General features: G+C 52.5%; 22 protein-coding genes and 1 other RNA gene. 12 read left to right on the forward strand and 11 right to left on the reverse strand.

Annotated features, from left to right (window positions below; all coding sequences use genetic code 11):
- The first annotated feature begins 33 nt into the window (after window positions 1-33).
- From hemH to taeA, 6 genes are all read left to right on the forward strand, one after another.
- The gene (gene hemH, locus JNUCC32_RS02765; protein ID WP_096776066.1) at window positions 34-975 is read left to right on the forward strand and encodes a ferrochelatase; all 942 of its coding nucleotides are present in this window, start codon (window positions 34-36) and stop codon (window positions 973-975) included.
- Between the two features lie 148 nt (window positions 976-1,123).
- Window positions 1,124-2,443 carry a CapA family protein gene (locus tag JNUCC32_RS02770; RefSeq protein WP_192571025.1) on the forward strand — a complete coding sequence of 440 codons (1,320 nt, stop codon included), beginning with the start codon at window positions 1,124-1,126 and terminating at the stop codon, window positions 2,441-2,443.
- A gap of 32 nt (window positions 2,444-2,475) precedes the next feature.
- Entirely contained in the window at window positions 2,476-3,249 is a 774-nt protein-coding gene (locus JNUCC32_RS02775) for a glycerophosphodiester phosphodiesterase (protein ID WP_009593791.1), read from the forward strand.
- Window positions 3,250-3,252: 3 nt separating this feature from the next.
- Entirely contained in the window at window positions 3,253-3,876 is a 624-nt protein-coding gene (locus JNUCC32_RS02780; protein ID WP_015736707.1) for a fumarylacetoacetate hydrolase family protein, read from the forward strand.
- A 32-nt stretch (window positions 3,877-3,908) separates the two neighbouring features.
- Entirely contained in the window at window positions 3,909-4,715 is an 807-nt protein-coding gene (locus JNUCC32_RS02785; RefSeq protein WP_192571026.1) for a DUF92 domain-containing protein, read from the forward strand.
- Window positions 4,716-4,780: 65 nt separating this feature from the next.
- Window positions 4,781-6,718 (forward strand): ABC-F type ribosomal protection protein TaeA, encoded by a 1,938-nt coding sequence (gene taeA / locus JNUCC32_RS02790; RefSeq protein ID WP_192571027.1) that lies wholly within the window; start codon window positions 4,781-4,783, stop codon window positions 6,716-6,718.
- Between the two features lie 85 nt (window positions 6,719-6,803).
- On the opposite strand, the gene JNUCC32_RS02795 is transcribed toward taeA, so the two are convergent.
- The 5 genes from JNUCC32_RS02795 to JNUCC32_RS02815 form a co-directional block, all read right to left on the reverse strand.
- Window positions 6,804-7,838, reverse strand: coding sequence for a M42 family metallopeptidase (locus JNUCC32_RS02795; protein WP_096776061.1), 1,035 nt, complete (start codon window positions 7,836-7,838; stop codon window positions 6,804-6,806).
- Between the two features lie 38 nt (window positions 7,839-7,876).
- Window positions 7,877-8,203, reverse strand: a complete 327-nt coding sequence (locus JNUCC32_RS02800) for a LapA family protein (RefSeq protein ID WP_009594827.1) — start codon at window positions 8,201-8,203, stop codon at window positions 7,877-7,879.
- A 111-nt stretch (window positions 8,204-8,314) separates the two neighbouring features.
- Window positions 8,315-10,105, reverse strand: coding sequence for an oligoendopeptidase F (pepF, locus tag JNUCC32_RS02805; protein WP_192571028.1), 1,791 nt, complete (start codon window positions 10,103-10,105; stop codon window positions 8,315-8,317).
- Between the two features lie 202 nt (window positions 10,106-10,307).
- Entirely contained in the window at window positions 10,308-10,490 is a 183-nt protein-coding gene (locus JNUCC32_RS02810; RefSeq protein ID WP_015736702.1) for a hypothetical protein, read from the reverse strand.
- A 3-nt stretch (window positions 10,491-10,493) separates the two neighbouring features.
- Window positions 10,494-10,727: a hypothetical protein gene (locus JNUCC32_RS02815; RefSeq protein WP_009594800.1), complete on the reverse strand. Its 234-nt coding sequence runs from the start codon at window positions 10,725-10,727 to the stop codon at window positions 10,494-10,496.
- Between the two features lie 196 nt (window positions 10,728-10,923).
- Here JNUCC32_RS02815 and JNUCC32_RS02820 point away from each other — a divergent pair, with 196 nt between their 5' ends.
- A complete protein-coding gene (locus JNUCC32_RS02820) occupies window positions 10,924-11,121 on the forward strand; it encodes a cold shock domain-containing protein (RefSeq protein WP_006211711.1) in 198 nt (65 codons plus the stop codon).
- Window positions 11,122-11,314: 193 nt separating this feature from the next.
- Here JNUCC32_RS02820 and JNUCC32_RS02825 read toward each other — a convergent pair whose 3' ends face one another.
- Window positions 11,315-12,505: an MFS transporter gene (locus tag JNUCC32_RS02825; RefSeq protein ID WP_192571029.1), complete on the reverse strand. Its 1,191-nt coding sequence runs from the start codon at window positions 12,503-12,505 to the stop codon at window positions 11,315-11,317.
- Window positions 12,506-12,754: 249 nt separating this feature from the next.
- Here JNUCC32_RS02825 and JNUCC32_RS02830 point away from each other — a divergent pair, with 249 nt between their 5' ends.
- Window positions 12,755-13,837, forward strand: a complete 1,083-nt coding sequence (locus JNUCC32_RS02830; RefSeq protein WP_228468865.1) for a tetraprenyl-beta-curcumene synthase family protein — start codon at window positions 12,755-12,757, stop codon at window positions 13,835-13,837.
- Between the two features lie 21 nt (window positions 13,838-13,858).
- Window positions 13,859-14,830: a 6-phosphofructokinase gene (pfkA, locus tag JNUCC32_RS02835; RefSeq protein ID WP_009594803.1), complete on the forward strand. Its 972-nt coding sequence runs from the start codon at window positions 13,859-13,861 to the stop codon at window positions 14,828-14,830.
- 135 nt (window positions 14,831-14,965) lie between these two features.
- Here the strand turns inward: pfkA and JNUCC32_RS02840 are convergent, their stop codons facing one another.
- The 4 genes from JNUCC32_RS02840 to JNUCC32_RS02855 form a co-directional block, all read right to left on the reverse strand.
- A complete protein-coding gene (locus tag JNUCC32_RS02840) occupies window positions 14,966-16,342 on the reverse strand; it encodes an MATE family efflux transporter (RefSeq protein WP_096776058.1) in 1,377 nt (458 codons plus the stop codon).
- Window positions 16,343-16,614: 272 nt separating this feature from the next.
- Window positions 16,615-17,826, reverse strand: coding sequence for a putative glycoside hydrolase (locus JNUCC32_RS02845; RefSeq protein WP_015736698.1), 1,212 nt, complete (start codon window positions 17,824-17,826; stop codon window positions 16,615-16,617).
- A 394-nt stretch (window positions 17,827-18,220) separates the two neighbouring features.
- A complete protein-coding gene (locus JNUCC32_RS02850) occupies window positions 18,221-18,415 on the reverse strand; it encodes a hypothetical protein (protein ID WP_006211704.1) in 195 nt (64 codons plus the stop codon).
- 173 nt (window positions 18,416-18,588) lie between these two features.
- Entirely contained in the window at window positions 18,589-19,410 is an 822-nt protein-coding gene (locus JNUCC32_RS02855; protein ID WP_192571030.1) for a YitT family protein, read from the reverse strand.
- A 286-nt stretch (window positions 19,411-19,696) separates the two neighbouring features.
- Here JNUCC32_RS02855 and JNUCC32_RS02860 point away from each other — a divergent pair, with 286 nt between their 5' ends.
- Window positions 19,697-21,298 (forward strand): degradosome RNA helicase CshA, encoded by a 1,602-nt coding sequence (locus JNUCC32_RS02860; protein WP_192571031.1) that lies wholly within the window; start codon window positions 19,697-19,699, stop codon window positions 21,296-21,298.
- Window positions 21,299-21,493: 195 nt separating this feature from the next.
- Here JNUCC32_RS02860 and JNUCC32_RS02865 read toward each other — a convergent pair whose 3' ends face one another.
- Window positions 21,494-21,595, reverse strand: coding sequence for a hypothetical protein (locus JNUCC32_RS02865; protein ID WP_015736696.1), 102 nt, complete (start codon window positions 21,593-21,595; stop codon window positions 21,494-21,496).
- A gap of 188 nt (window positions 21,596-21,783) precedes the next feature.
- On the opposite strand from JNUCC32_RS02865, the gene JNUCC32_RS02870 reads away from it, so the two are divergent.
- Both JNUCC32_RS02870 and ssrS read left to right on the forward strand, forming a co-directional pair.
- Entirely contained in the window at window positions 21,784-22,587 is an 804-nt protein-coding gene (locus JNUCC32_RS02870; RefSeq protein WP_015736695.1) for a YesL family protein, read from the forward strand.
- Window positions 22,588-22,632: 45 nt separating this feature from the next.
- Window positions 22,633-22,824, forward strand: a non-coding RNA gene (gene ssrS / locus JNUCC32_RS02875) — 6S RNA.
- Window positions 22,825-22,958: the final 134 nt, after the last annotated feature.

Below are 22,958 nucleotides of genomic sequence, written 5' to 3' on the forward strand. Positions count from 1 at the left end.
GTTGAATATTTTATTAGCCAGAGGTGAGATGGTATGAAGAATAAGATTGGCGTATTGGTCATGTCCTACGGCACGCCGGAGAGCATGGAAGGAATCGAAAGTTATTATACGCATATCCGCCGCGGAAATAAGCCGTCGGAAGAGCAGCTCAAGGAGCTGACGGACCGCTATGAGGCGATTGTGGGAGGCGTGTTTCCGCTCCGCGAGAACACGGACCGGCAGGTCCGCACGCTGCAGGATACATTAAATGCGGATCCCCGGGCCATCGATCTTGAGTTCGTGTGTTATCAAGGCTTGAAGCACGCGGCTCCGTATATCGAAGACGGCGTGGAGCAAATGGTCCGGGACGGCATCAAGGAAGCCGTCGGCATCGTGCTGGCTCCCCACTACTCCACCATGAGCATCGGATCCTACGTGAAGCGTGCCCAGGCGAAGGCCGATGAGCTGGGACTTCAGATTTCGTTCGTGGAGAGCTATCACATGCATCCGAAACTGATCGAGGCTTTTGCAGACCGGGTGTCGGCGAAGCTGAACCAGTTCGAGCAAGCGGGGGCTGTTCGGGACAGCGTGAGGGTGCTGTTCAGTGCCCACAGCCTTCCGGAACGCATTTTGTCCGTCGGAGATCCTTATCAGGATCAGCTGCTTGAGACATCCAAGGCCGTAGCCGAGAAGGCAGGCGTGAAGCAGTGGCAGTTTACGTGGCAAAGCGCCGGCCGGACGGCGGAGCCTTGGCTGGGCCCGGACATTCTGGATACGCTGCAGGCGCTGAACAAAGAAGAACAGGTGGAGGACGTGCTGGTCGCGCCGGTCGGTTTCGTATCGGACCATCTTGAGGTGCTGTACGATTTGGATATCGAAGCTAAAAGCATTGCCAAGGAGATGGATATGCGGCTTGAGCGCATCGACTCCTTGAACAGCGACCCGCTCTATATGGAGGCGCTGAGCGACTCCGTGATCACCTTGATTGGACTGTAAGCCGTATTACCCGAATTTCGAATTTCTCAACAGAATGCTTTGATATGGAACTCCCCGGCGACGGGGGGTTCTATTCTTTATGGGGAAGCTGGTATAATGGGGGAAGCGACTTATTGCGCGAGCTCATGAGTGAATAAAGGAGTGACCTATGCAGCATCTGTCACGATCAGAGAAAAGCAAGGCCGAGAAGAAGGCCCGTAAGCAGCGAACCGGACAGGTTTGGCTCATTCTGAACCTATGCCTGATTTTTATGATCGCTGCTTTGCTTGTTTATCATTTTAAATTCAAGGAAGATCCGGTTCCGCAAACGGCTTATCCCCCTGGTATGCCGGACTTTGGCATGGAAGGGGAGCAGGCGGGAAGCACCGGCTCCGGGCAGCAGGATGTAGGCGCGGGAACGGATTCGGATCCTTCGACGACGACGGAGCCCGGCGAACCTCCCGATTCCGCTATAACGGGGCCTGATGGCAGCGCAGCGGATGAACCTGCCGATGACGAGATGGCAGCGCGGGTGGTCATGCATTTTGCAGGGGACACGTTGTTCTCGGGCAAGGTGGAGGCTGAGCTGAAGAAGCATGGATACGATTATCCCTACAAGCACCTGGGTACCGCATTTCTGGAGGACGACCTAACCGTGCTTAATCTGGAAACCCCGGTTACGACCGGAGGCGTTGGCGCCGCCAACAAGAAATTCGTATTCAAGTCCTCTCCGGACGTATTGCCCGCCCTCCGGGATGCCGGGGTGGAAGCCGTTAATCTGGCTAACAATCACATTCTGGATCAGGGGCAGGAGGGGCTATTGGATACCTTGAAGCACCTGAAGGACCATGATATCCGTTATGTGGGAGCAGGACGGAATGAGGAAGAAGCCTTTGCGGCCGAATATTTCGAGCTTCAGGGCATGACGGTTGCCTTGCTTGGGTTCAGCCGCGTCCTGCCGGAGACGACCTGGTATGCGCTGGAGAACAGGCCGGGGGTCGCCGGGGCTTATGACCATGTGCTGCCCAAGGCGGTTGAAGCGATCCAGGAGGCAAGGAACAAGGCCGATCTGGTGGTTGTCATCGCCCATTGGGGGGAGGAGCTTCATAAGACGCCGAATGTCCATCAGATCAATCTGTCACGCGCATTCATTGACGGCGGCGCCGATCTGATTATCGGCGGCCACCCGCATGTGCTGCAGGGATTGGAGCAGTACAAGGGCAAGTGGATTGCGTACAGCACCGGCAATTTCATCTTTACCAAATCGTCGAATGCGGATACGTGGAAAACAGCCGTGTTCCGGGCTTCATGCAGCAAGCAAGGAGACTGCGACCTGAAGCTGACGCCTTACCGTACGGAGATCGGACAGGTCATTCCGTTTGAAGGCAAAGAAGCTGAAGCCCTGCTGAAAGAGGTCCAGGATCGATCCGTCGGCGGCGTCAAAATAGCGCGTGATGGTGAAGTTATAGCAGGCAAGGCCGCAGACTAATTCGTTAAACGTTACATCAAGGAGGTCCCACCATGAACAATTTATGCGTGGCTCACCGGGGGTTTTCCGGTAAAGCGCCTGAAAATACGCGCGCAGCCATTCAGATGGCGATGGATGAGCCCTTCGTGCATTGGATGGAGATTGATGTGCAGCTGACTCAGGACGGGGTCCCTGTCGTGATCCATGACTTCAGCGTGGATCGTACGACGACCGGGAAGGGCAAGGTGAAGGATCTGACCTGGCAGCAAATCCGGAGGATGGACGCCGGAGAATGGAAGGGACGCCAGTTCAGGGGAGAGCAGGTTCCATCGCTGGATGAGGTCCTGCAGCTGGTCAAAGGCCGATTGAAACTTAACATCGAACTCAAAACGAGCGGGGACATGTATCCCGGCCTGGAAGCCGCTGTCCTGGAGCGGATTCAAGCCCACCGGATGCTGCCGGACGTGGTGCTTACTTCGTTTGAACCGAAAGCTTTGATGAAGGCAAAGGAATTGGAGCCCGACGTGAAAACCGGACTTATCATCGATGCGCATCCTCGCAATTTGCTGGCACGCTTGAAGCAAATGAAATGTTCCTTTTTATCCATCGGCTATTCCCACCTGGATGCGGCTTTTGCGTCGGATCTGGTGAAGAACGGCATTACGCCCATGGCTTGGACGGTGGATGATGCGAAGAGCATGAGGTCGCTCGCCCGAATGAATCCCGCCATCATGATCTGTACGAACCGGCCCGATACATGGGGCCAAATCTTTATTCATAAAATTGCACCAAAAGTTCCGTTCTGGCGAAGAAAATGGAGGTTTTAATTGATGTGTGCCCTAGTGAATAACGTTTATTGTGTAGGACGTAATTACCAACTGCATGCGGCGGAGCTCGGCAATGCCGTACCGGAAGAGCCGATGATTTTTCTTAAACCCTCGCATGCCGTCGTTCCGCTGGACGGCAGCGTGCTGAAGCTGCCGATGGACAGGGGCAGCCTTCATTTTGAAGGCGAGCTTGTTATTCAGCTTGCAGAGGATTACGCGCCAGGCAAGACCGTGGACGAGCTTGTAAAAACGATGGCCCTTGGCATCGATTTCACGCTGCGTGACGTACAGACGGTCATTAAGGAGAAAGGACACCCGTGGACGGCGGCAAAGGCGTTTAAATCTTCCGCACCGCTTACGCCATCCATTGCTTTCCCGGGAACCGCCAAGCTTGAGGATAAGGATTTTACCGTCTGGAAGAACGGCGCCCAGGTCCAGCGGGGGAATGTGAAGGATATGATCTTCTCTCTTCAGCGCATCATCGATTACATCGGCGAGCATTACGGTCTTGGCCAAGGGGATTTGATCTTCACAGGCACGCCGGCCGGCGTGGGACCCACGGAATCCGGCGACGTGTTCGAACTGTTCTGGGGAGACGTCCGTCTGGGCCGCTGCGAAATCGGGTAATCTGACAAGCTTTATTATGGGAGGGATCGCGGATGGATTGGCTGATCGGGGCAGCGGGTGCCGTCATCGTGGCAGGAGCCGCTTACAGGAAACGATCGTTATCGGAATCCGGAGCCTTAGCCGCTATTCTGATGGGTACCATATATTACGGAGCAGGGAACGCGTTTTGGTTCGGAACCCTGCTTCTTTTTTTCATAACGTCCACGCTGCTCTCGCGGCATGGGAAGCAGCGGAAGGCGGACCTGGAGAAATCCTATGCCAAGACCGGCCGGCGGGATGCCGGTCAGGTCTTCGCCAATGGCGGCATCGGCATGGTGCTGTGTCTGTTGAACGTATGGATTCCGTCCCATCTGTGGGTGTACCTGTTTATAGGCGTCATGGCTACGGTGACGGCGGATACCTGGGCCACGGAGGTAGGCAGCCTTAGCCGGAAGCCCCCGCGTTCCGTGCTGAACGGAAGGGTGCTGACAGCCGGGGAATCCGGCGGCGTGTCCTGGGTCGGCTCCGCGGCGGCGGCGGCAGGGAGTATGCTGATTGGGGCAGGCGGATGGCTGCTGGCCGAGTGGAGCGGCATGAATGCGGATCTGTTGCCGTATGTCCTGGCTGCCCTTGCGGGCGGCATGGTCGGAGCTTTTGCCGATTCGTACCTCGGTGCGACCATGCAGGTAATGTATCGCTGCCCGGCGTGCGGCAAATCGGTGGAAGTGTCTCGACATTGCGGCCAGGATACGGTGCGCATGCGCGGACATGCCTGGATGTCCAACGATGCGGTCAATCTGGTCAGCTCATTGCTTGGCGGCGCGGCAGCTTATGGGATTGCGGCGTGGATTGCGTTATAATGTATCCGTCTTACCGATGAAGGAACGATCAACGAAATCTATAAATGTAAGTAGGGATCATAACTATGAATATATTGACCGTGGAACAGGTAACGAAAAGCTATGGAGACAAAATTCTGTTTCAGGATGCTTCCTTCGGGATGGAGGACCAGGATAAAATCGGGATCATCGGCGTAAACGGCACGGGGAAATCCACGTTTATGCGCGTTATCGCGGGGATTGAGCCGCCGGATGCCGGTAAAATATCGATGGGCAATCGCATCCGGGTGCGTTATCTGGCCCAGAACCCCGAGTTTGATCCGGACAATACCGTCCTGCAGCAGGTATTTGAGGGCGATCTTCCAGAGATGAAGGCGGTCCGGGAGTACACCGAAACGATGGAACTGCTGGAGCTGCATCCGAATCGCGAAGACCTGCAGCAGAAGCTGCTGAAGCTCAATCAGACGCTGGATACGCTGCAGGCGTGGCAGCTGGAAAGCGATGCGAAAACCATCCTGTCCAAGCTGGGCATCCGGAATTATGACGCGAAGATGGGGACGCTCTCAGGCGGCCAGCGTAAGCGGGTCGCATTGGCTGCGGCCTTGATTCAGCCTTCCGATTTGCTTATCTTGGATGAGCCGACGAACCATATCGACAATGAATCCGTGGCCTGGCTGGAACAGTATCTGCAGAAGCGCCGGGGTGCGCTGCTCATGATTACGCATGATCGGTATTTTCTGGACCGGGTGGCCAATGTCATGCTGGAGCTGGACCACGGGCGGCTGTTCCGATATGAGGCGAATTACAGCCGCTTTCTGGAACTGAAGGCGGAGCGCGAGGAGCGTGAGGCTGCTTCCGAGCAGAAGCGCCAGAATTTGCTGCGGAACGAACTGGCCTGGATTCGCCGAGGAGCCAAGGCGCGTACGACCAAGCAGAAGGCGAGGATCGAACGATTCGAGAAGCTCAAGGATCAGGAGATGGTACACAGCTCCGGCGAACTGGACGTCTCGGTCGCTTCTACCCGGCTGGGACGAAAAATTCTGGAGATTGAAGGTCTGCGGAAGAAGAGCGACGACAAAGTTCTCATTCAGGATCTTTCCTACATTGCCGTTCCCGAGGATCGGATCGGCATCGTTGGCCCGAACGGCAGCGGCAAATCCACGCTGCTCAATCTGATTGCCGGGCGGCTTCAGCCGGATGCCGGGGAAGTCGTGCTTGGCCCCACGGTCAAGCTCGGTTATTTCACCCAGGAGCATCAGGAGATGGACGGCAGTCAGCGAGTGATTGAGTATATCAAGGATGAAGCGGAGGTTGTCCGCACGGCGGACGGCTCGGCCATTACCGCGGCCCAGATGCTGGAACGCTTCCTGTTCCCGCCGGCGCTGCAGTGGACGCCGATCGCCAAGCTGTCCGGGGGCGAAAAGCGCAGGCTGTACCTGCTGCGGGTGCTGATGAGCGCGCCGAACGTGCTGCTTCTCGATGAACCGACCAATGATCTGGACATTCAGACGCTGTCCGTCCTGGAGCAGTACCTGGATGAATTCCCGGGCGTCTGCATCGTGGTATCCCATGATCGCTTTTTCTTGGATCGAACGGTGGAAAAGATCATGGCGTTTGAGGGCAATGGACAGATCCGTGTCCATGTCGGCTCTTACAGCGAATATGCCGAATGGATGCAGCGCCATGGCGGCGAAGCCGCCGGGGGCAAGGCGGAAGCATCCAGTGCCAAGCCTGCTTCGGGAGGCTCAGGCAGCGGTTCCGCTCAGGAAGCGCCGCGGGAGCGCTTGAAATTCAGTTATAAAGAACAGCGGGAGTACGAGCAGATTGACGGTCTTATCGAAGCCGCCGAGAACAAGCTCGCTTCGATTCAATCGGAGATGGAGACCGCCGGCAGCGATGCGGCCAGGCTTCAGGAGCTGATGAAGTCCCAAGAGGAGACGGAAGGCGAGCTGGAGCATTTGATGGAGCGCTGGACCTATCTGAACGAGCTTGCGGAGAAGATTGAGCAGAGCAAGAAATCTTGAATATGCAAGCGTAACACCAATAATAAAGGGGCGTCCCCAGGCTTATGGCCTTGGCGGGACGCCCCTTTTTCTGTATGGAGATGACTTATTTCACGTAGGCAGCCAGCAGCTTAACGGTGTTAAGAATTGCCTGTTTATGCGTTCTTTCCATCGCATGGGATGCATGAACGCCGGGACCGATCAGCGCAGCCTTGATGTTGCTGCCGGCGGAGAGTGCCGCGGATGCATCGGAGCCGTAATGCGGGTACACGTCCACCGCATAAGCAATGCCTTCGCTTTCAGCCAGCTGGATCAGACGGCTGGTCATGCCGTAGTCGTAGGGACCGGAAGAATCCTTTGCGCAGATGGATACATCGGTTTCCTTGCAGCTCAGGTCATCGCCGATGCAGCCCATATCGACCGCAATCAGTTCATGGATGTCGGCAGGAATGTAGGCGGCGCCATGTCCGACCTCTTCATAGTTCGAGATAAGAAGCTTCACATTGTAGGCAGGCTTCCAGTTATCCCGTTTCATGCTTTCGAGCAAGCCGAAGAGGGCGGCGACGCTGGCTTTGTCATCCAGATGGCGCGATTTGATGTAACCGCTCGGCGTAATGACCGCACGCGCATCAAAGGACACAAAATCACCAACGCCGATTCCGAGTTTCTTCACATCTTCGGCAGACTCCACCCATTCGTCGATCCGGACCTCCATATGGGCTTCCTGGCGCTTGAAATCACGGGCATCGCTGTACACGTGAACGGAAGGATGCGTGGACAGGATCGTGCCCGTATATTTCTTGCCGCTGCGCGTATGGATGATGCAGTATTCATTCTCGATGCTGTTCATCATGTATCCGCCGACGGAGGTAAGCCGGAGCGTACCTTCCGATTTCACGGCACGAACCATAGCTCCGAGCGTGTCCACATGGGCGCTCAGGCCGACGGTTCGGCTGCCGTCTTGTCCGGGAACGGACAGGATGGCTCCGCCTTTCTCATTCCATTCCAGGGAAACTCCAAGCGAAGCGGCTTCCTGCTCGATCCGCTTCATGATGTCGTGGGTATATCCGGTAGGGCTCGGCGTATCCAGCAGTTCTTTTAGCAGGTCCAGCACGTAAGTTTCATTCGGTTGTATCGACACGGGTTGTTATGCCTCCTTGGTTCGATGGGACAGCCTTCCTATTCAACGGGAGCGTCCTTCTGATCTTTCTTGTTTTCCTCTTCCGCAGCTTGTATTTCAGGGGTGTATCCCGTTACTTCACGGATATGTATGAGCTGCTCCGCTAACGAACGGATTTCCTTCTGCATTTGATATTGACGGTAAATCCCGAACGTGCCGACGATCAGTCCCCCGATCAGCGAGCAACCGATAATCAGCAGAATCAGCGGTACGTTGACGGTGCCGAATAACAGGTTCACGGCAACCGGATTGACATTGATGACGGCGAACACAGCCGTAATCAGGGCAAACAATAAGGCTGCGATTAACGACCATTGAATTTTCATGGGGAACACCTCCTTCCTCCAAACAGTATAAAATCCCTCGCCCGTAAAGGGCAAGGGATTTTATTCCACCGGTCAATTGAGATTCGCTTAAGCCCTCGAAAGCAGGGCTGTTTATTTCGTCAACTGCTCCATCTGGTTGATGACGTCTTCAAACACGCTCATCGCCTCACGGATCGGCTCCGGAGAAGACATATCCACGCCGGCCTTCTTGAGGATGTTGATGGAGTAGTCGCTGCCTCCGCTCTTCAGGAAGCCGAGATAACGGTCAACGGCAGGCTGGCCTTCCTCCAGGATTTGCTTGGAGAAACTGGTCGCAGCCGAGAAGCCGGTCGCGTATTTGTACACATAAAAGCTGTTGTAGAAATGAGGAATCCGTGCCCATTCCATGCCGATCTCTTTATCCACCTGCATGCCTTTGCCGTGATATTTCACGTTCAGCTCGTAGTAGATGTCGGAAAGATCCTGTGGCGTCAGGGAGTCGCCGCTTTCCACGCGTTCATGCACGATCTTCTCGAACTCGGCAAACATTGTTTGACGGAATACCGTCGTCCGGAATTGATCGGCATAGTAGGTGAGCAGATACATCTTCTGCTTCGGATCCTTGGCGTTCTTCAGCAGGTAATCCATCAGCAGCGCCTCGTTCGTGGTGGACGCCACTTCGGCCAGGAAGATGGTGTACTGCGCATCACGGTATTTCAAGGCGTTGTCGGAGTAGTAGGAGTGAAGCGCATGACCCATCTCGTGGGCAAGGGTAAACATGCTGTTCAGATTATCTTTGTGGTTCAGCAGAACATATGGATGGGTGCCGTATGCGCCCCAGCTGTACGCGCCGGTCCGTTTGTTCTCATTCTCGTACACGTCGATCCAGCCGTTGTCATAGCCTTCCTGCAGGCTGCTGAGATAATCGTCACCAAGCGGCGTAAGGCCTTCCTTGGTCATTTGTTTCGCTTCCTCGTATGTGATATCCCATTTGTACTCTTCTACGAGCGGAGCGAACAAATCGTACATATGAAGCTCATCCACGCCCAGCAGCTTCTTGCGGAGCTCCATGTAACGGTGAAGGAGCGGCAGGCTCTCGTGAATGGTGTCGATCAGGTTCGTGTAGACTTCCTTCGGAATGTTATCCCCATAGAGAGCCATTTCCAGAACGGAGGGGTACTTGCGGACGCGGGAGTAGAACATATTTTTGTTAACGTTGGCGTTCAGCGTAGCCGCAATCGTGTTTTTCTGCTTGCCGTAGGTTTCGTAGACGGCTTTGAAGGCACGCTCGCGAACCTCGCGGTTCGGGCTCTCCAGGAATTGAATATAATTGCCGTGCGTAAGCTCGACGTCCTTGCCGTCCTCGTTTTTGATTTTCGGGAATTTCATGTCCGCATTGTTGAGCATGCCGAAAATGGTCTGCGGTGCAGAGGAGAGGTTGCCGACTTGAGCCAGCAGCGCTTCTTCCGTCTTGGACAGCACGTGCGCTTTCTCCCGTTTCATCTCCGTCAACGTGAATTTGAATTCCTTCAGGGTAGGGTCCTCGATCAGTTTATCCAGTTCCGCCTCGGACAGGGACAGAATTTCAGGCGTGATGAAAGAGAGGGCTTCTCCGGCTTCGACGTTCAGTTTTTTGGCTTTGGCGGTTAGTGCCTGATATGTAGGGTTTGCCGTATCTTCGTCATGGTGCATATGAGCGTATACGTATAAGCGTTCGGCATGGTATGAAATTTCGTCTTCGAGCTCGAAGCATTCCTTGATGGAAGCTGCGTTGTTTAACTTGCCTTGGTAATCGGCGGTCCGTTTCAGCAGATTCTTCAGCTCCGCAAAGCTTGCATCCCAAGCCTTTTGATCAGCAAATAAATCCTCGAGTTTCCATTGATGCTCTTTAGGGACATCAGCGCGTTTCAACAATTGTTCCATGGAAATCCTCCTTGAATGATATGGATTAGTTGGAGTCCGGGTTCCTTCAGACAAGACTTCGGAGCGGGCAGCGGATAGAGCTAGCAGGCAGATGGCAAGCGTAATGCAGAGCACCTTGGCGCCTCTCATGGCATAATACCTCCTCGAATTGAAGCATCCGAGCGATAGTATGCCGCGTACCCGCCACTTTCATCCTATAAATTTACGAGGAACCCAGATTCAAGAAACTGTATACAATAAGGTAAAAGGCAAACAAGATAAAGGCGACGGCAATCAGGGCCATCCCCCTTCTCAGTCTTTGGGGTATCCGATCCCGGTACATGATCATGATGGCACCCAGACTGAAGGCCAGAATAATGAAGATGACGATATTCGTATAATCCATCCATTACACCTGCTTAAAGGCAGCCATCATTTCTCTCCACTCATCTTCCCGGCCTTCGAAATCTTCTTTGGGAAAGCGGTTTTGAGCCCAGTGCATCAAGGCTGGCCGACTCATGAAGGTATGGGTCTCTTCACCCCACTGGTCGGAAATTTCGCGAAGAACGATGTATCGGCCCTGAACTTCGACCGTCATCATGTTCCACTTGTCTTTTTTGTATATTTCATGTTTTTTGATCATATGCATCTCCGTTTGCTACTTAGGCTTTTGGGTAAATGATAACGCACTCGCGGGCTTAAAAGCAAATCATCTTCTGATTAAAATAGTGTGCCGAAAAAAGCCCCTTAGGGTGAATTGACGGATTGCATTGTCAGAAAACATGGGATATAATATGGATATTCGCCATAGATGGCGGTATTTTTAGGAGGTTGTTCATTTGAAAGGTACAGTTAAATGGTTTAACGCAGAAAAAGGTTACGGCTTCATTTCCGTTGAAGGTGGCGAGGATGTATTCGTACACTTCTCCGCAATTCAAGAAGAAGGCTTCAAGAGTTTGGAAGAAGGTCAAGCGGTTGAGTTCGACATCACAGAAGGTAACCGTGGTCCTCAAGCAGCCAACGTAACAAAACTGTAAGCTAACTCCCGATACGGAGATCTTATAGAATTACCAAGGCATGAAGCACAGTTCTCTACCGAGAACTGTGCTTTTTTGTATTCTTTTGGGTCAAGCAGGTCTAGTCAGGATCAATCAAAGGCAGGTTCGGATCGATACCCGGTCCGTACTTGCCTTTATTGATCTTATACTCAGGAGCGTTTCGCGCTGTATTCTAGGCGCCGAATCCAGAGGTATGCATCTCCTCCGGCTTGGCGAAGAGGTGCCGGTAGATAAAGCCGAGGCAGGCAGCGAAGGACAGGAGGGCTGCAAGCAGGTAGAAGGACGATCTCCCCGCGGCTTCGAACAGCAAACCGCCGAAAGCTCCACTGAGAAGCCCTGAGACGCTGGACCAGAAAATAATGAAGAGCGCCATCCCGGTCGCCCGGTACTGCCACGGAATGATCCTGGTAATATAACGGACCGCGGTTACATAGAACACGCCGAAGGTAATGCTGTGAAGCGACTGGACGGCGAGCACCGACAACGGATCGGACGCCAGCGCCATGAGCAGGAATCGGAGCGCAAACATCAGGCTTGCAAAGCCGAGCAGCGGCAGCTCCTTCATCTTGTCTCCATACTTGCTCAGCAGGAAAAAAATCGGGATCTCGCTGGCAGCCGAGATCATCAAGGACCACCCGATAAGACCCTCGCCCGCACCAAGCCCCGATAAGGTGAGCGTCAGAAAGGCTTCATTCATGCGGTGGGCGATGGCAAGACAGAAGGTGCAGCCGAAAAACCACAATATTTCTTTCGAACGCAATATTTTGAGCAGGGCTGCCAGTTCCACAGGCTCTGATTTGGCCGCGACGCCATCGCGGATAAGAAAGGAGCATATGAGCGTAAACACGCCGATCCCGATGCCGATCGACAGCGCAGCCGAAGCGCCCGCTGCACCGATGGCATATCCAATGCCAAGGGCGAAGAACGCGTAGCCGAGCGAGCCGAATACGCGGATGACGGTAAAGCTGCGACCGTACCGCTGCGCCGTCTGGATGGCCATCGTATCCGCCAACGGATAGACCGGGTAGTAGAAGAAATAAAACAAGCTGATCGTAATCAATACAACGCCGAAGCTTGCAACCTGCCATAGGATAAGCATCGTGACAAGCTGCCCGATTATCAGAATGTTCATGATGCGCTTGATGGTCCGGTATTTGTCGCTTGTGTAGCTCCAAATCATGTTGGAGAACATGGATATCATCGGGCCGATGGCATACAGATAGCCGATCTGCGCGCTGCTGAAGCCGATCTCTTTGTAATAAAGCGGAAAATAAGAAATGACAAGGGCTGTCGTGCCGAATATCGTAAACATAAAGGCGCGGAGCCAATTCTGATCCGGTCTGGACGAAGCGGGAAGTTTCATGCTGGGGATCTCCGTTCTTTCATGAACCCGTGGACCGGTGGATGAAACGGCATTCGCGAAGTTCATGGTCTGTTGTTCAACTCCGACTAGTATATAACATATCGCTGATTGGAGATAGATGGATAATAGAATGCGTTAACGGCCCACCCCCGTCAATGATCTGTGTTATTTGTGCAAAATGGGCGATCATATTATAATAGGTTTGATTTGGATAGGTATAAAAAGACAACCATGTGGAGGCAGAGTTCATTGAATAATCAAGAGCTAAGCCGTAAGGTTCCGCGCAGTCCGGTCGGGCTGATGAGCCGGGTGTACAAATTCATACTCCCGGAAGTGCGGAGCGAATTGGAGAAGTGGCGCCGGGAGGCTGAGCAAATTCCGGATGAGGAGCTACGAAAGCAGGCACTGGCCAGTATAGATACCAAAAGATTTCACTGCCAGGGCGGTGCGGTGTATGCCGCAGCCAATCTGCCGGAAAAGCACATTCTCATTCCATTGATTGTAGCTTACCAGACAATTAGCGATTATCTCGATAATTTATGTGACCGCAGTACTTCGCTGGATCCAGCGGATTTCAGACAGCTCCATCAGTCGATGCTGGATGCCGTTACACCTGAATTGGAGCCGGCTGATTATTACGCGCTCCGGTCCGAAAGGGAGGACGGAGGTTATCTTCTCCGTCTTGTGCAGAAATGCCGGGATTGCATCGGGCAATTATCAGGATATGAAGCGGCAAAGCCCTACATAAGGGATTTGGCTGGGCTTTATGCCGATTTGCAGGTATACAAGCACATCCATCCGGATAAGAGAGAAGCGGCATTGCTTGAATGGTGGTCCCGGCATGCACACCGGACACCGCATCTGCGGTGGAACGAGTTTGCGGCTGCAACGGGATCAACCTTGGGTGTGTTCATGCTGTTCTTGGCTGCAACCGATCCGTTTCTGGATGACGAGGATGCATCGTCCATTCATGCGTCTTATTTTCCGAATGTATGCAGTCTCCACATTATGCTGGATTATCTTATTGATCAAGACGAAGACAGGCTGGGCGGCGATCTGAACTTTTGTAATTATTACGAAGATGCCGATACGATGCTGAACCGTATAGCTTCCATTGTTGAGTGGGCCCGGAAGGATGTCAGAACGATTCCCTCGACCCCTTTTCATCGTATGATCATTGAGGGGTTACTGGCGTTATATTTATCCGATCCAAAAGTCAGCGAGCAGCAACTGGTTCGCACCGTATCCAAACGTTTGATGAAGAAGAGCCCGATGACCCGGATTTTTTTCTACGTCAACAGCCGATGGATTCGTAAGCATAAGCATGAGTGACATTGAAGGAGGAAAAGAGACATGGCAGAGGTTAAAAAAATTGCAGTTCTTACAAGTGGTGGCGATTCCCAAGGGATGAACGCGGCGCTGCGCGCCGTTGTACGGAGCGGTTTGTATTATGGACTAGAGGTATACGGGATTCAACGCGGTTACCAAGGTCTTCTCGAAAACGACATTATCAAAATGGACCTTCGCAGCGTAGGGGATATCATCCAGCGCGGAGGCACGATTCTTCGTTCCGCCCGTTGTGAGGAGTTCAAGACGGCGGAAGGGCAGCAGAAAGGCGCCGACATTCTGAATCAGCACGGCATCGACGGTTTGGTCGTCATCGGCGGAGACGGCTCGTACCAAGGTGCGAACAAGCTGAGCAAGCTCGGAATCAAAACGATGGGTCTTCCGGGCACGATTGATAATGATATTTCCTTTACCGACTATACGATCGGTTTTGATACAGCGGTCAGCGTCGTTGTAGACGCTGTAAACAAATTGCGCGATACGATGTCTTCCCATGCCCGCTCGTCGGTTGTAGAAGTTATGGGACGCCACTGCGGCGACATCGCCCTTCACGCGGGCCTGGCTTCCGGGGCGGAGACCATCCTGGTGCCGGAAGTGGAGTACAATCTTGATGAAGTGGCGACGCGTCTTCGCGAGAATTTTGCCAAAGGCAAGCGCCACAGCATCATTATCGTAGCGGAAGGCGTCGGACGCGGCGAGGACGTTGTCCACGATCTGAAAGAGTGCCATGCGTCAATCGATGCCCGCGTAACCGTGCTTGGTCATATCCAGCGCGGCGGAGCTCCGACTCCGTTTGACCGCAATTTGGCAAGCCGTCTCGGCGATTTTGCGGTTCGCAGCCTGATTGATGGCCAATCCGACAAAGGATGCGGCATCATCAAAGGCGAACTGGTCCTTACGGACATTGACAAGGTCGTTAACACCAAGAAGGAATTTGACCGGGATCTGTACGATCTGGCATTGCGATTGTCCCAATAAGTCCGTTTTGGCGATAACGATAAAAGACCGTCTCCATGGCAGAATCCATTCTGCTTGGAGACGGTCTTTTTTAGTATAAATGTTAGACCATCCTGATGTCGCGATAACAACTTCCGCGAAATGCGGTCCGTTGTCTTATGATGCGGATAAGGACGTTGCCTTTGCCTGGCCAGCGAACTTGCGCTGGACTTTGACCAGGCGCATAAGCATCAGGGCCGCGCCTACCCCAAGACCCGTGATCAACCCGATCCAGTAGCCGAAGGCTTGCCAATCGGTATAGTTGGCAAGCACGTATCCCACAGGCAGGCCAATGACCCAGAACGATAGAAATGCGAGCATAAAAGCGACGTTAACGTCTTTGTAGCCTCGCAGCGCTCCTTGGGTCGGCGTGGCGATCGCGTCCGAGATCTGGAAGAAAATCGCGAACAGCAGGAAATGCTGGATCAACGCCACGACCTCAGGCTCGTTGGAATATAAACCGGCAACCTGGCGGCCGGCCATAAACAGGACGACAGCTGTGATCAGCGACAGGATGACGGCCGTGCCGATGCCGAGCTTGGCGTACTTCCAGGCATCCTTCATCCGGCCCGAGCCGGCTTCAAAGCCTACAAGAATGGTTAAGCTCATGCATATGCTTAACGGCAGCATGTACAGTGTCGTAGCGAAATTCAAGGCGGCCTGATGCGCGGCAATGGTAGCCGTGTCAAAGCTGCTCATGAGCAAAGTCACCGCGGCGAAGACCGCGGTCTCGAGAAAAATCGAGAACCCGATCGGCAAGCCGATTTTTAACAAGCCCTTCCAAGCGCTCAGGGATACTCCCCGAAGCTGCCTGAAGATACCGAATGGAGAGAATGGGTGATTTCTATGGATGATGACGATGGCGATCGCCAGAACCGTCCAATAGGTAATGGCGGACGCCAGGCCGGCACCTACGCCTCCCAATCGCGGAAAGCCCCAATAACCATAGATCAACAGGGCATTCAAGCCTACGTTCACCGGGAGGGTGATCAGCGTGATGACCATCGAAATTTTCGTTTGCCCGAGCGCATCGATGAAGCTGCGAAGCACGGTGTAGGCAAACAACGGAATGATGCCGATCGAGATGGCGGCAAGAAAATGGGAAGCAATCCGCCGAACCTCAGGCTCCAGGTTCATGGCACCAAGAATGCTCGGTACGACGGCATACCCGATCGCAAGGACGACGATGGCCAGTAAGACGGACAGCCAGAGCGCCTGGTTGACCTGATAGGCGACTTTTTGTTCCTGTCGTCCGCCGACGAGCTGCGAAACGATGGGGGTGATCCCCATGAGAATTCCGCTGAGTCCGGTTTGGACCGGAATCCAAATGCTTGTAGCGATGGCTACGCCTGCCAAGTCGACCGAGCTGAATTTTCCCGACATATTGGTGTCAAAAAAAGTAATGGCCGATAAAGCAAGCTGCGTTACGAGAATGGGGATGAGAATGATCGCGAATTGTTTCAGCTTTCCCCGTGTTGTAGTGGTCGGTTGCATTGTGATTTGCCTTTCTTTCGTTGAAGTTTTATGACGCTGTCCCTATATTGTAGGACCCTGCCCTGAGCGGTACAATAACGGGCTTATTGAGCGGCAAGCCGTAACTCAACCAGCGTTTGAATCGGGGTGCGTCAGCTTGCTTGTTCAGGGCCGGAAGTCCGGCCCTAATCTTCATCATAGCATTGGCTGTCAAGAGAGGGGTTCACCATCGTTCAAACGGAAGAAAGGGCCAGCCATAAAAGATGGCCGACCCTTTCCAAACGAATGAGTGATTATTTATGAGTGACGCCTTCCGTATAACGGTTGGAAGCATTCCAGAGTAAGTATTCATCGACGTTCGTGTCTTTGAGGGCGCGAATCTGCTCCTCGATTTCCTTTTTGCCGTATTTGGCATAGTTTCCGCTTCCGAGCCAGCTGGCGGTAAAGTCCTGAATCCAAGGCCGGATGATAGGCTTCTGCTCTCCCAGCTCATCGAGCTTCTTGTGGGTGTCTTCCATGGATCCCTTGATCGTCTGGTAAGGAGCCTTGTCCGGAACGGGGGAGCCGAACCAGCCCGCCGTGTAATGGCTCGGGTATACCATCGGGCTGATGATATCGACGTTTTTGGAGATTTTCACGAAGTCCTGCCCGATGCCTTCTGCCGCAGGCACGGAGGCCGCATAGCCGAAGATGTCAACGGAGACGCGGATGCCGAGCGGCGCGAGTTCTTCCCGGGCGTACTGCACAAAATCGGATACCACGTCCACGCGCGATTGATCCGTCTTGGTATATTTCAGGGAATCGGCCCGTTTCTCGAAACCTTCCGGAAAACGAACATAATCGAACTGGATTTCCTTGAATCCGAGTTTGGCGGCTTCTTTGGCGATCTCGATGTTGTAATCCCATACCTCTTTGCTGTACGGGTTGACGAAGCTGTCGCCGCCGCCGTTGGTCCATACGGTGCCGTCGCTTTTACGGAAGGAAAGCTCCGGGTTTTTCTTGGCGAGTATGGTATCCTTGAACACTACCACCCTGGCGATCGGATAGATATCGTGTTTCTCCAACCGCTTCATCAGCTGCTTGATGTCTTTGATAAACGGCTGGGATTTGCCGAGCTCCTTCAGTTTAGGATTATCGGTCTTGTACGTTATGTATCCTTCATCATCCTTGATGTCAATGACCATGGCATTGAGATCGGTGTTGTCCAAAAGATCCACCAGCTGATTCATTCTGGAGCCACCTGCGCTATAAGCCGTTACATAAATGCCCTTGACTTTAGGCGCGTCGACCTGCGGATCGATTGCCGTCGTATTCGGCTTGATGCCGCTTTGCCCCTGGCCTTTGCCCTCGGTTTGGCCGTGGCCTTGGCTGTTGTTTTGGTGCATGCCTTGGATCATGGCGGTGTTTAATGAGGCCTGAAGTTTGGCGGTAAGATTGCCTTCCTGCGGACTGGAACTGCCTAAACCCGCGGATGCCAAGATGAATAAAGCCAAGATGATATTCATAATTACTCTCTCCCTTGTGTACATTCACATCATGATTATAAAGGAACGGTTGCCTTCAAAAAGAACAGGATTGTTACAAACGACAATAAATTGGAAACGGTGGGCGAGCGTACCTAGTTCATTAAACGGGTGAAGGGCGTTTTAAACGCTAAAGTTCGACATTAGCGGCAAGTTTACCGTGAACAACGTGTGAACATGGGGAGTAACAAGTCGGATTAGAAACAGAAAAGAAGATAGATAGCGGTTACATGCGGCCTTTTGCTGCTTAACGGGTAATGACGTGCCTATAGAATTCACAGTTTCTCATAAAAAAATGCCGTTTTTCACCGGTGGATTTTACCTGGACCGGAGAAGAACGGCATTTGTCGTGCAATGATCGCGTGTTGCTTTAAAATTAATGAAGCGGAGTTTGATTCTGATGCTCGCAAATGCTGAACTGAATGATCTCAAGAGCGTCCTCCTGCTCCAGAATACTCAGCCCGTCCCTAAGAACGATCATGGAATTCAATTCGTTCTGTCTGAAGAACGGTATCATTTCCGGGAACCACTTCATGACGATTTGTGACAATTTTACCGTTTCCATTTCCATAAAAATCACCCTTTCCTTCCGAATTGGTTAGGCAGGACGTTCTTTTGTAAAACGGAAAAACAATTAAAATTGGGCCTGAGCGTTCGCCCGGGAATCAGATCTCATGAATATTGTAGGAACCGCGCACTAATATTATACCACAAATTTACCGCTCCCTCACACCTGGTAAATATTTAGTTCTTGCGGAATTGCCCCATGACGGCCGTCGTTTCCACGATATTGACGAAAGCCTCGGGGTCGGTTTCCGTAATGATTTGCTTCAGCTCAGCCAGCTCATATCGCGTCGTGACGGTCATGAGCATATCCTTCTCTTTATGGCTGAAAGCTCCCTGGGTTTTGATCTTGGTTATGCCGCGGGGGCGCTTGAGCAGCTTCTCCAGCAAGGCCTCCGTCCGGTTCGTCACGATAAAGACGGTCACCTTGATGTGGCTGATGTGAAGCATATCCACCATTTTACCGGCAACATAGATGGAGGCCATGGAAGCGAGGGCCAGGTTCCAGTCCTGCTCCAGATAAGCTACAGCCATGATGACGATGGCGTTCAGCGTCACCAGCACGCTGCCGACGGGGAAGTCCCGATATTTCGTGACCAGGGAGCCGATGATATCGAAGCCCCCGGTCGAACCGCCGACCCGAAAGGAGAGGCCGGTGCCGAACCCGACAAGCACGCCGCCGAAAACCGAGGACAGCAGCATGTCGGTTGCGACCGAGTTCACCGGGATCAGCTCCAGAAACAAGGTTGTGACGATAACCGAGAGGATGCTGAGACCGACGAACCTTTTGCCCAGCTTGAACCAGCCGGTGATCAGGATCGGAATGTTGAGGACAAAATACATGATGCTGATATTAAGCGGCGTGAAATAACCGATCACGAGGGCCACGCCCGATACGCCGCCGCTGAGCAGATGATGGGGAATCAGAAACAGATTGAATCCGGCGGCGATAACGATGCCCCCGAATACGATTGAGAAATAGGTCCATAGACGCTTCAGCATAGGAATCACCTCCCGGTTATTATGACTTCTTTAAGCTTGCTGGTATTCCAGAATTGTTTTGTGATATAATGTATTGGATATTCTTGAGTAGTCCGTTACATTGATAACTTTGCAAGCTTATCAGGATGATTATACATTAACCAGTTTTTATACTGGTGATAAGAGAAATATACCGGTTCACCTCATGCAGAAAATCCTGCTGGCCGGGAAAGCCTATAAACGTTACCACTACTTAAGAATACAGAGAAGAAAGTGGATGTCCACAGATAGAAGGAGTATGAACCTATTGAAAAATTTTGCAGATTTTGGCTTGGAGCCGCGCGTGCTGCAAGCAATCACTGAGCTTGGCTTCGAGGAAGCCACACCGATTCAATCCCAATCGATTCCGATTGCACTCACCGGAAAAGACATGATTGGACAAGCACAGACTGGTACAGGTAAGACAGCAGCATTCGGCCTACCTCTTATCCACAAAATCGCCAAAGAAGAAGAGCGTATCGTCGCTCTCGTAATGACCCCAACCCGCGAACTTGCCATTCAGGTTGCAGAAGAAATCGGCAAGCTGTCCCGTTTCAAAGGAATCCGTTCCTTGGCCATTTACGGCGGACAGGATATCGGGCGTCAAATCCGCGCTTTGAAAAGAAAGCCTCAGATTATTATCGGTACACCGGGTCGATTACTTGACCACATCAACAGAAAAACCATCCGTCTTGATGACGTACAAACCGTTGTGCTGGACGAAGCGGATGAAATGCTGGACATGGGCTTCATGGACGACATCCAGTCGATCCTCAAGCTGGTTCCAGAAGAACGTCAAACCTTGCTGTTCTCCGCAACTATGCCGCCTAACATTCAGAAGCTGGCATCCCAGTTCCTGAACGAACCTGAGCATGTATCTGTTATTCCTAAGCACGTTAGTGCTCCACTGATCGACCAAGCATATATCGAAGTTCCTGAACGTCAAAAATTCGAAGCCTTGAGCCGCCTTCTGGATATGGAGTCGCCTGAGCTTGCGATTGTCTTCGGACGTACCAAGCGCCGTGTCGACGAATTGGCAGAAGCCCTGCAAAAACGCGGATATTCGGCAGATGGCCTCCATGGCGACCTGTCCCAGCACCAACGTGATACCGTCATGCGTAAATTCCGCGACGGCAGCATCGATGTGCTCGTGGCGACAGACGTGGCCGCGCGCGGTCTCGACGTATCCGGCGTTACCCATGTCGTAAACTTTGACTTGCCGCAAGATCCGGAAAGCTATGTACACCGTATTGGACGTACGGGCCGTGCGGGCAAGGAAGGTACAGCCTGGTCCTTCGTCACGCCGCGTGAAATGGATCATCTGTATTTCATCGAGCGTGTGACGCGCCACCGTATTCCGCGCAAGCCGCTGCCAACGATTGCCGAAGCGATCGAAGGTAAGCAGCGCATCATCGCTGAGCGCGTGCTTGAAATCATTGAGCAAGGGGAATTGACCGAGTACAAAGGTCTTGCCATTCAATTGCTGGAGCAGTACGATTCCGTACAATTGCTTGCAGCTGCAATGAAAATCCTGACAGGCGACAAGAAGGAAGCATCCGATATTCACCTTACCCCTGAGGATCCGATCCGCGCCAAACGCCGGAAGCCGGATATCCGTAATGGCCGCAAACCTAGCGGTGGTTATGGCGGACGCGGCAACAGCGGCGGATATCGCCGTGACGGCGGAAGCGGCGGCGGTGGTAACCGTGGCGGCTACTCCAAAGGCGGATACAGCCGAGACGGCGGTGGTGGTTATAACCGTGACCGCGATGGCGGTGGTTACAACCGTGACCGCAACAACAGCGGTGACCGCAAACCGCGTTCCTACAGCGGCGGCGAGCGTCGTCCTAACCGGAGCGGGGACGAATAATAACGGCTAACTTCCTTTACCGGGAGTAATCTGCCAAAAACACCAAAAGACGAAGCAGCAGCCCACGCCAAGTGGAGCCGCGCTTCGTCTTTTTGTCCATGGTTAAAGAAGATGCACCCTGAGTGCATCCCCTTTAACCGCGCAGTTTAAACCCATGATCAGCCCATCTGTTTCACGATAATGACTAAGGAGACATTAGATATAGAATGTGCTGAGAATAATTACAAGCAGGATGAACAGAACCAGGACAATACCAACGTTATTTCCGTAGCCGTAACCTCCGCCTTCACAAGACATACATAATCCCTCCTCTTTAAATTTGGAAATTCAAGCTTGTTGAATGGATTACGTGATATCGTATGGAGAAACAGGGCCACTGGATTGGATATACACCCAGGTTCGTATAAATTAGGCTCTGGCAATGCATGTACAAAATAAGGTATATTAATAGATACATGCATGATTTGAGTGAGGAGGAAACGGATTTGGAAATGAAAGGAGCCATGGGTGGCTTATATAAGCTCACCGAGTGGATTACCCGTATTGCTTTTTCGAACATCTTGTGGGTTATTTGTACATCGCCTTTCCTGTTTATCGTTCTAACCAAATTCCTAATGGCCGTTCAGACGCCGGAAGCGCATAACGAGCAGCTGCTGTCGAACTGGATCCTGGGAATATTATCACCGTTTGTTTTATTTCCGGCTACGGCGGCTTTATTTACCGTTGTGCGGAAATGGGTAATGGGCAATCCGGACGTGTCCGTGTTCAAAACGTTCTTTAAGGGTTATAAGGAAAATTACAAGCAGAGCATGATCGGCGGTATTTTTTATACGCTGCTGTTCGTGATTATGTACGTGGATTACACGGTTTATATGACGCAGCTCGATGGCTTCCAGCTTGTCGGCATCGTGATGCTGGTGCTGCTCATTGTACTGTTTGTCTCCCTGTTTAATTTCTTCTCCATGACCGTTCATTATGAGATGAAAACGACCCAGCTCCTAAAAAATGCGGTGCTGCTGACTCTGATTCGTCCGTTCCGCGTATTTTCGACTTTGATCGGAAGCGCTGTCTTGGCGTATATCGGCACGCAAATGCCGGTGCTCTTCGTGTTCTTCCTGTTCTGCCTGATGGCCTTGTTCGCGTTCTTTAACTTCTATGCGACCTTTACCAAAATGCAGGAGCAGCAGGAAAAAATGAAGAAGGCCGAGGAAGAGGAGTCGGAAACCGAGCAAGCTCTTCTGGAAAGCATGGATTCTGCCAAAAAGGGAGAGAACGGATCGAAACCTTAAATAACGAGAGGTTTACTTTTCCGGCAAAACCCCCTATAATAAGACTACATCCTGCGATGTTCGTTTCGGTTTTCCGTTGTTTTGAACCAATGACGATGTCTAGGGAGATCTATACGTAATCGTGGCTGAAATGCCCTGTCTATATGACAAGGGGAATTCATAAGCGGTTCTGCGGTCACCCACCTGCTATAGCAGGTTCGAAGACAATGTTTACCGGACGGCATAGGCGGGTTTCGTCAAGCCAATGAATGGGCACCTCTTTTATTTCGAATTCGAAGTGAAAGAGGTGCCTTTTTGCTGTATATAAAGGTTTGCTGAAAGCATAAACAATGTTAAACTAGAGTATGGAAAGGAACGGTCATTTATAAAGG

It is taken from the genome of Paenibacillus sp. JNUCC32 (assembly GCF_014863545.1).
GTDB lineage: Bacteria > Bacillota > Bacilli > Paenibacillales > Paenibacillaceae > Paenibacillus_AQ > Paenibacillus_AQ lautus_A.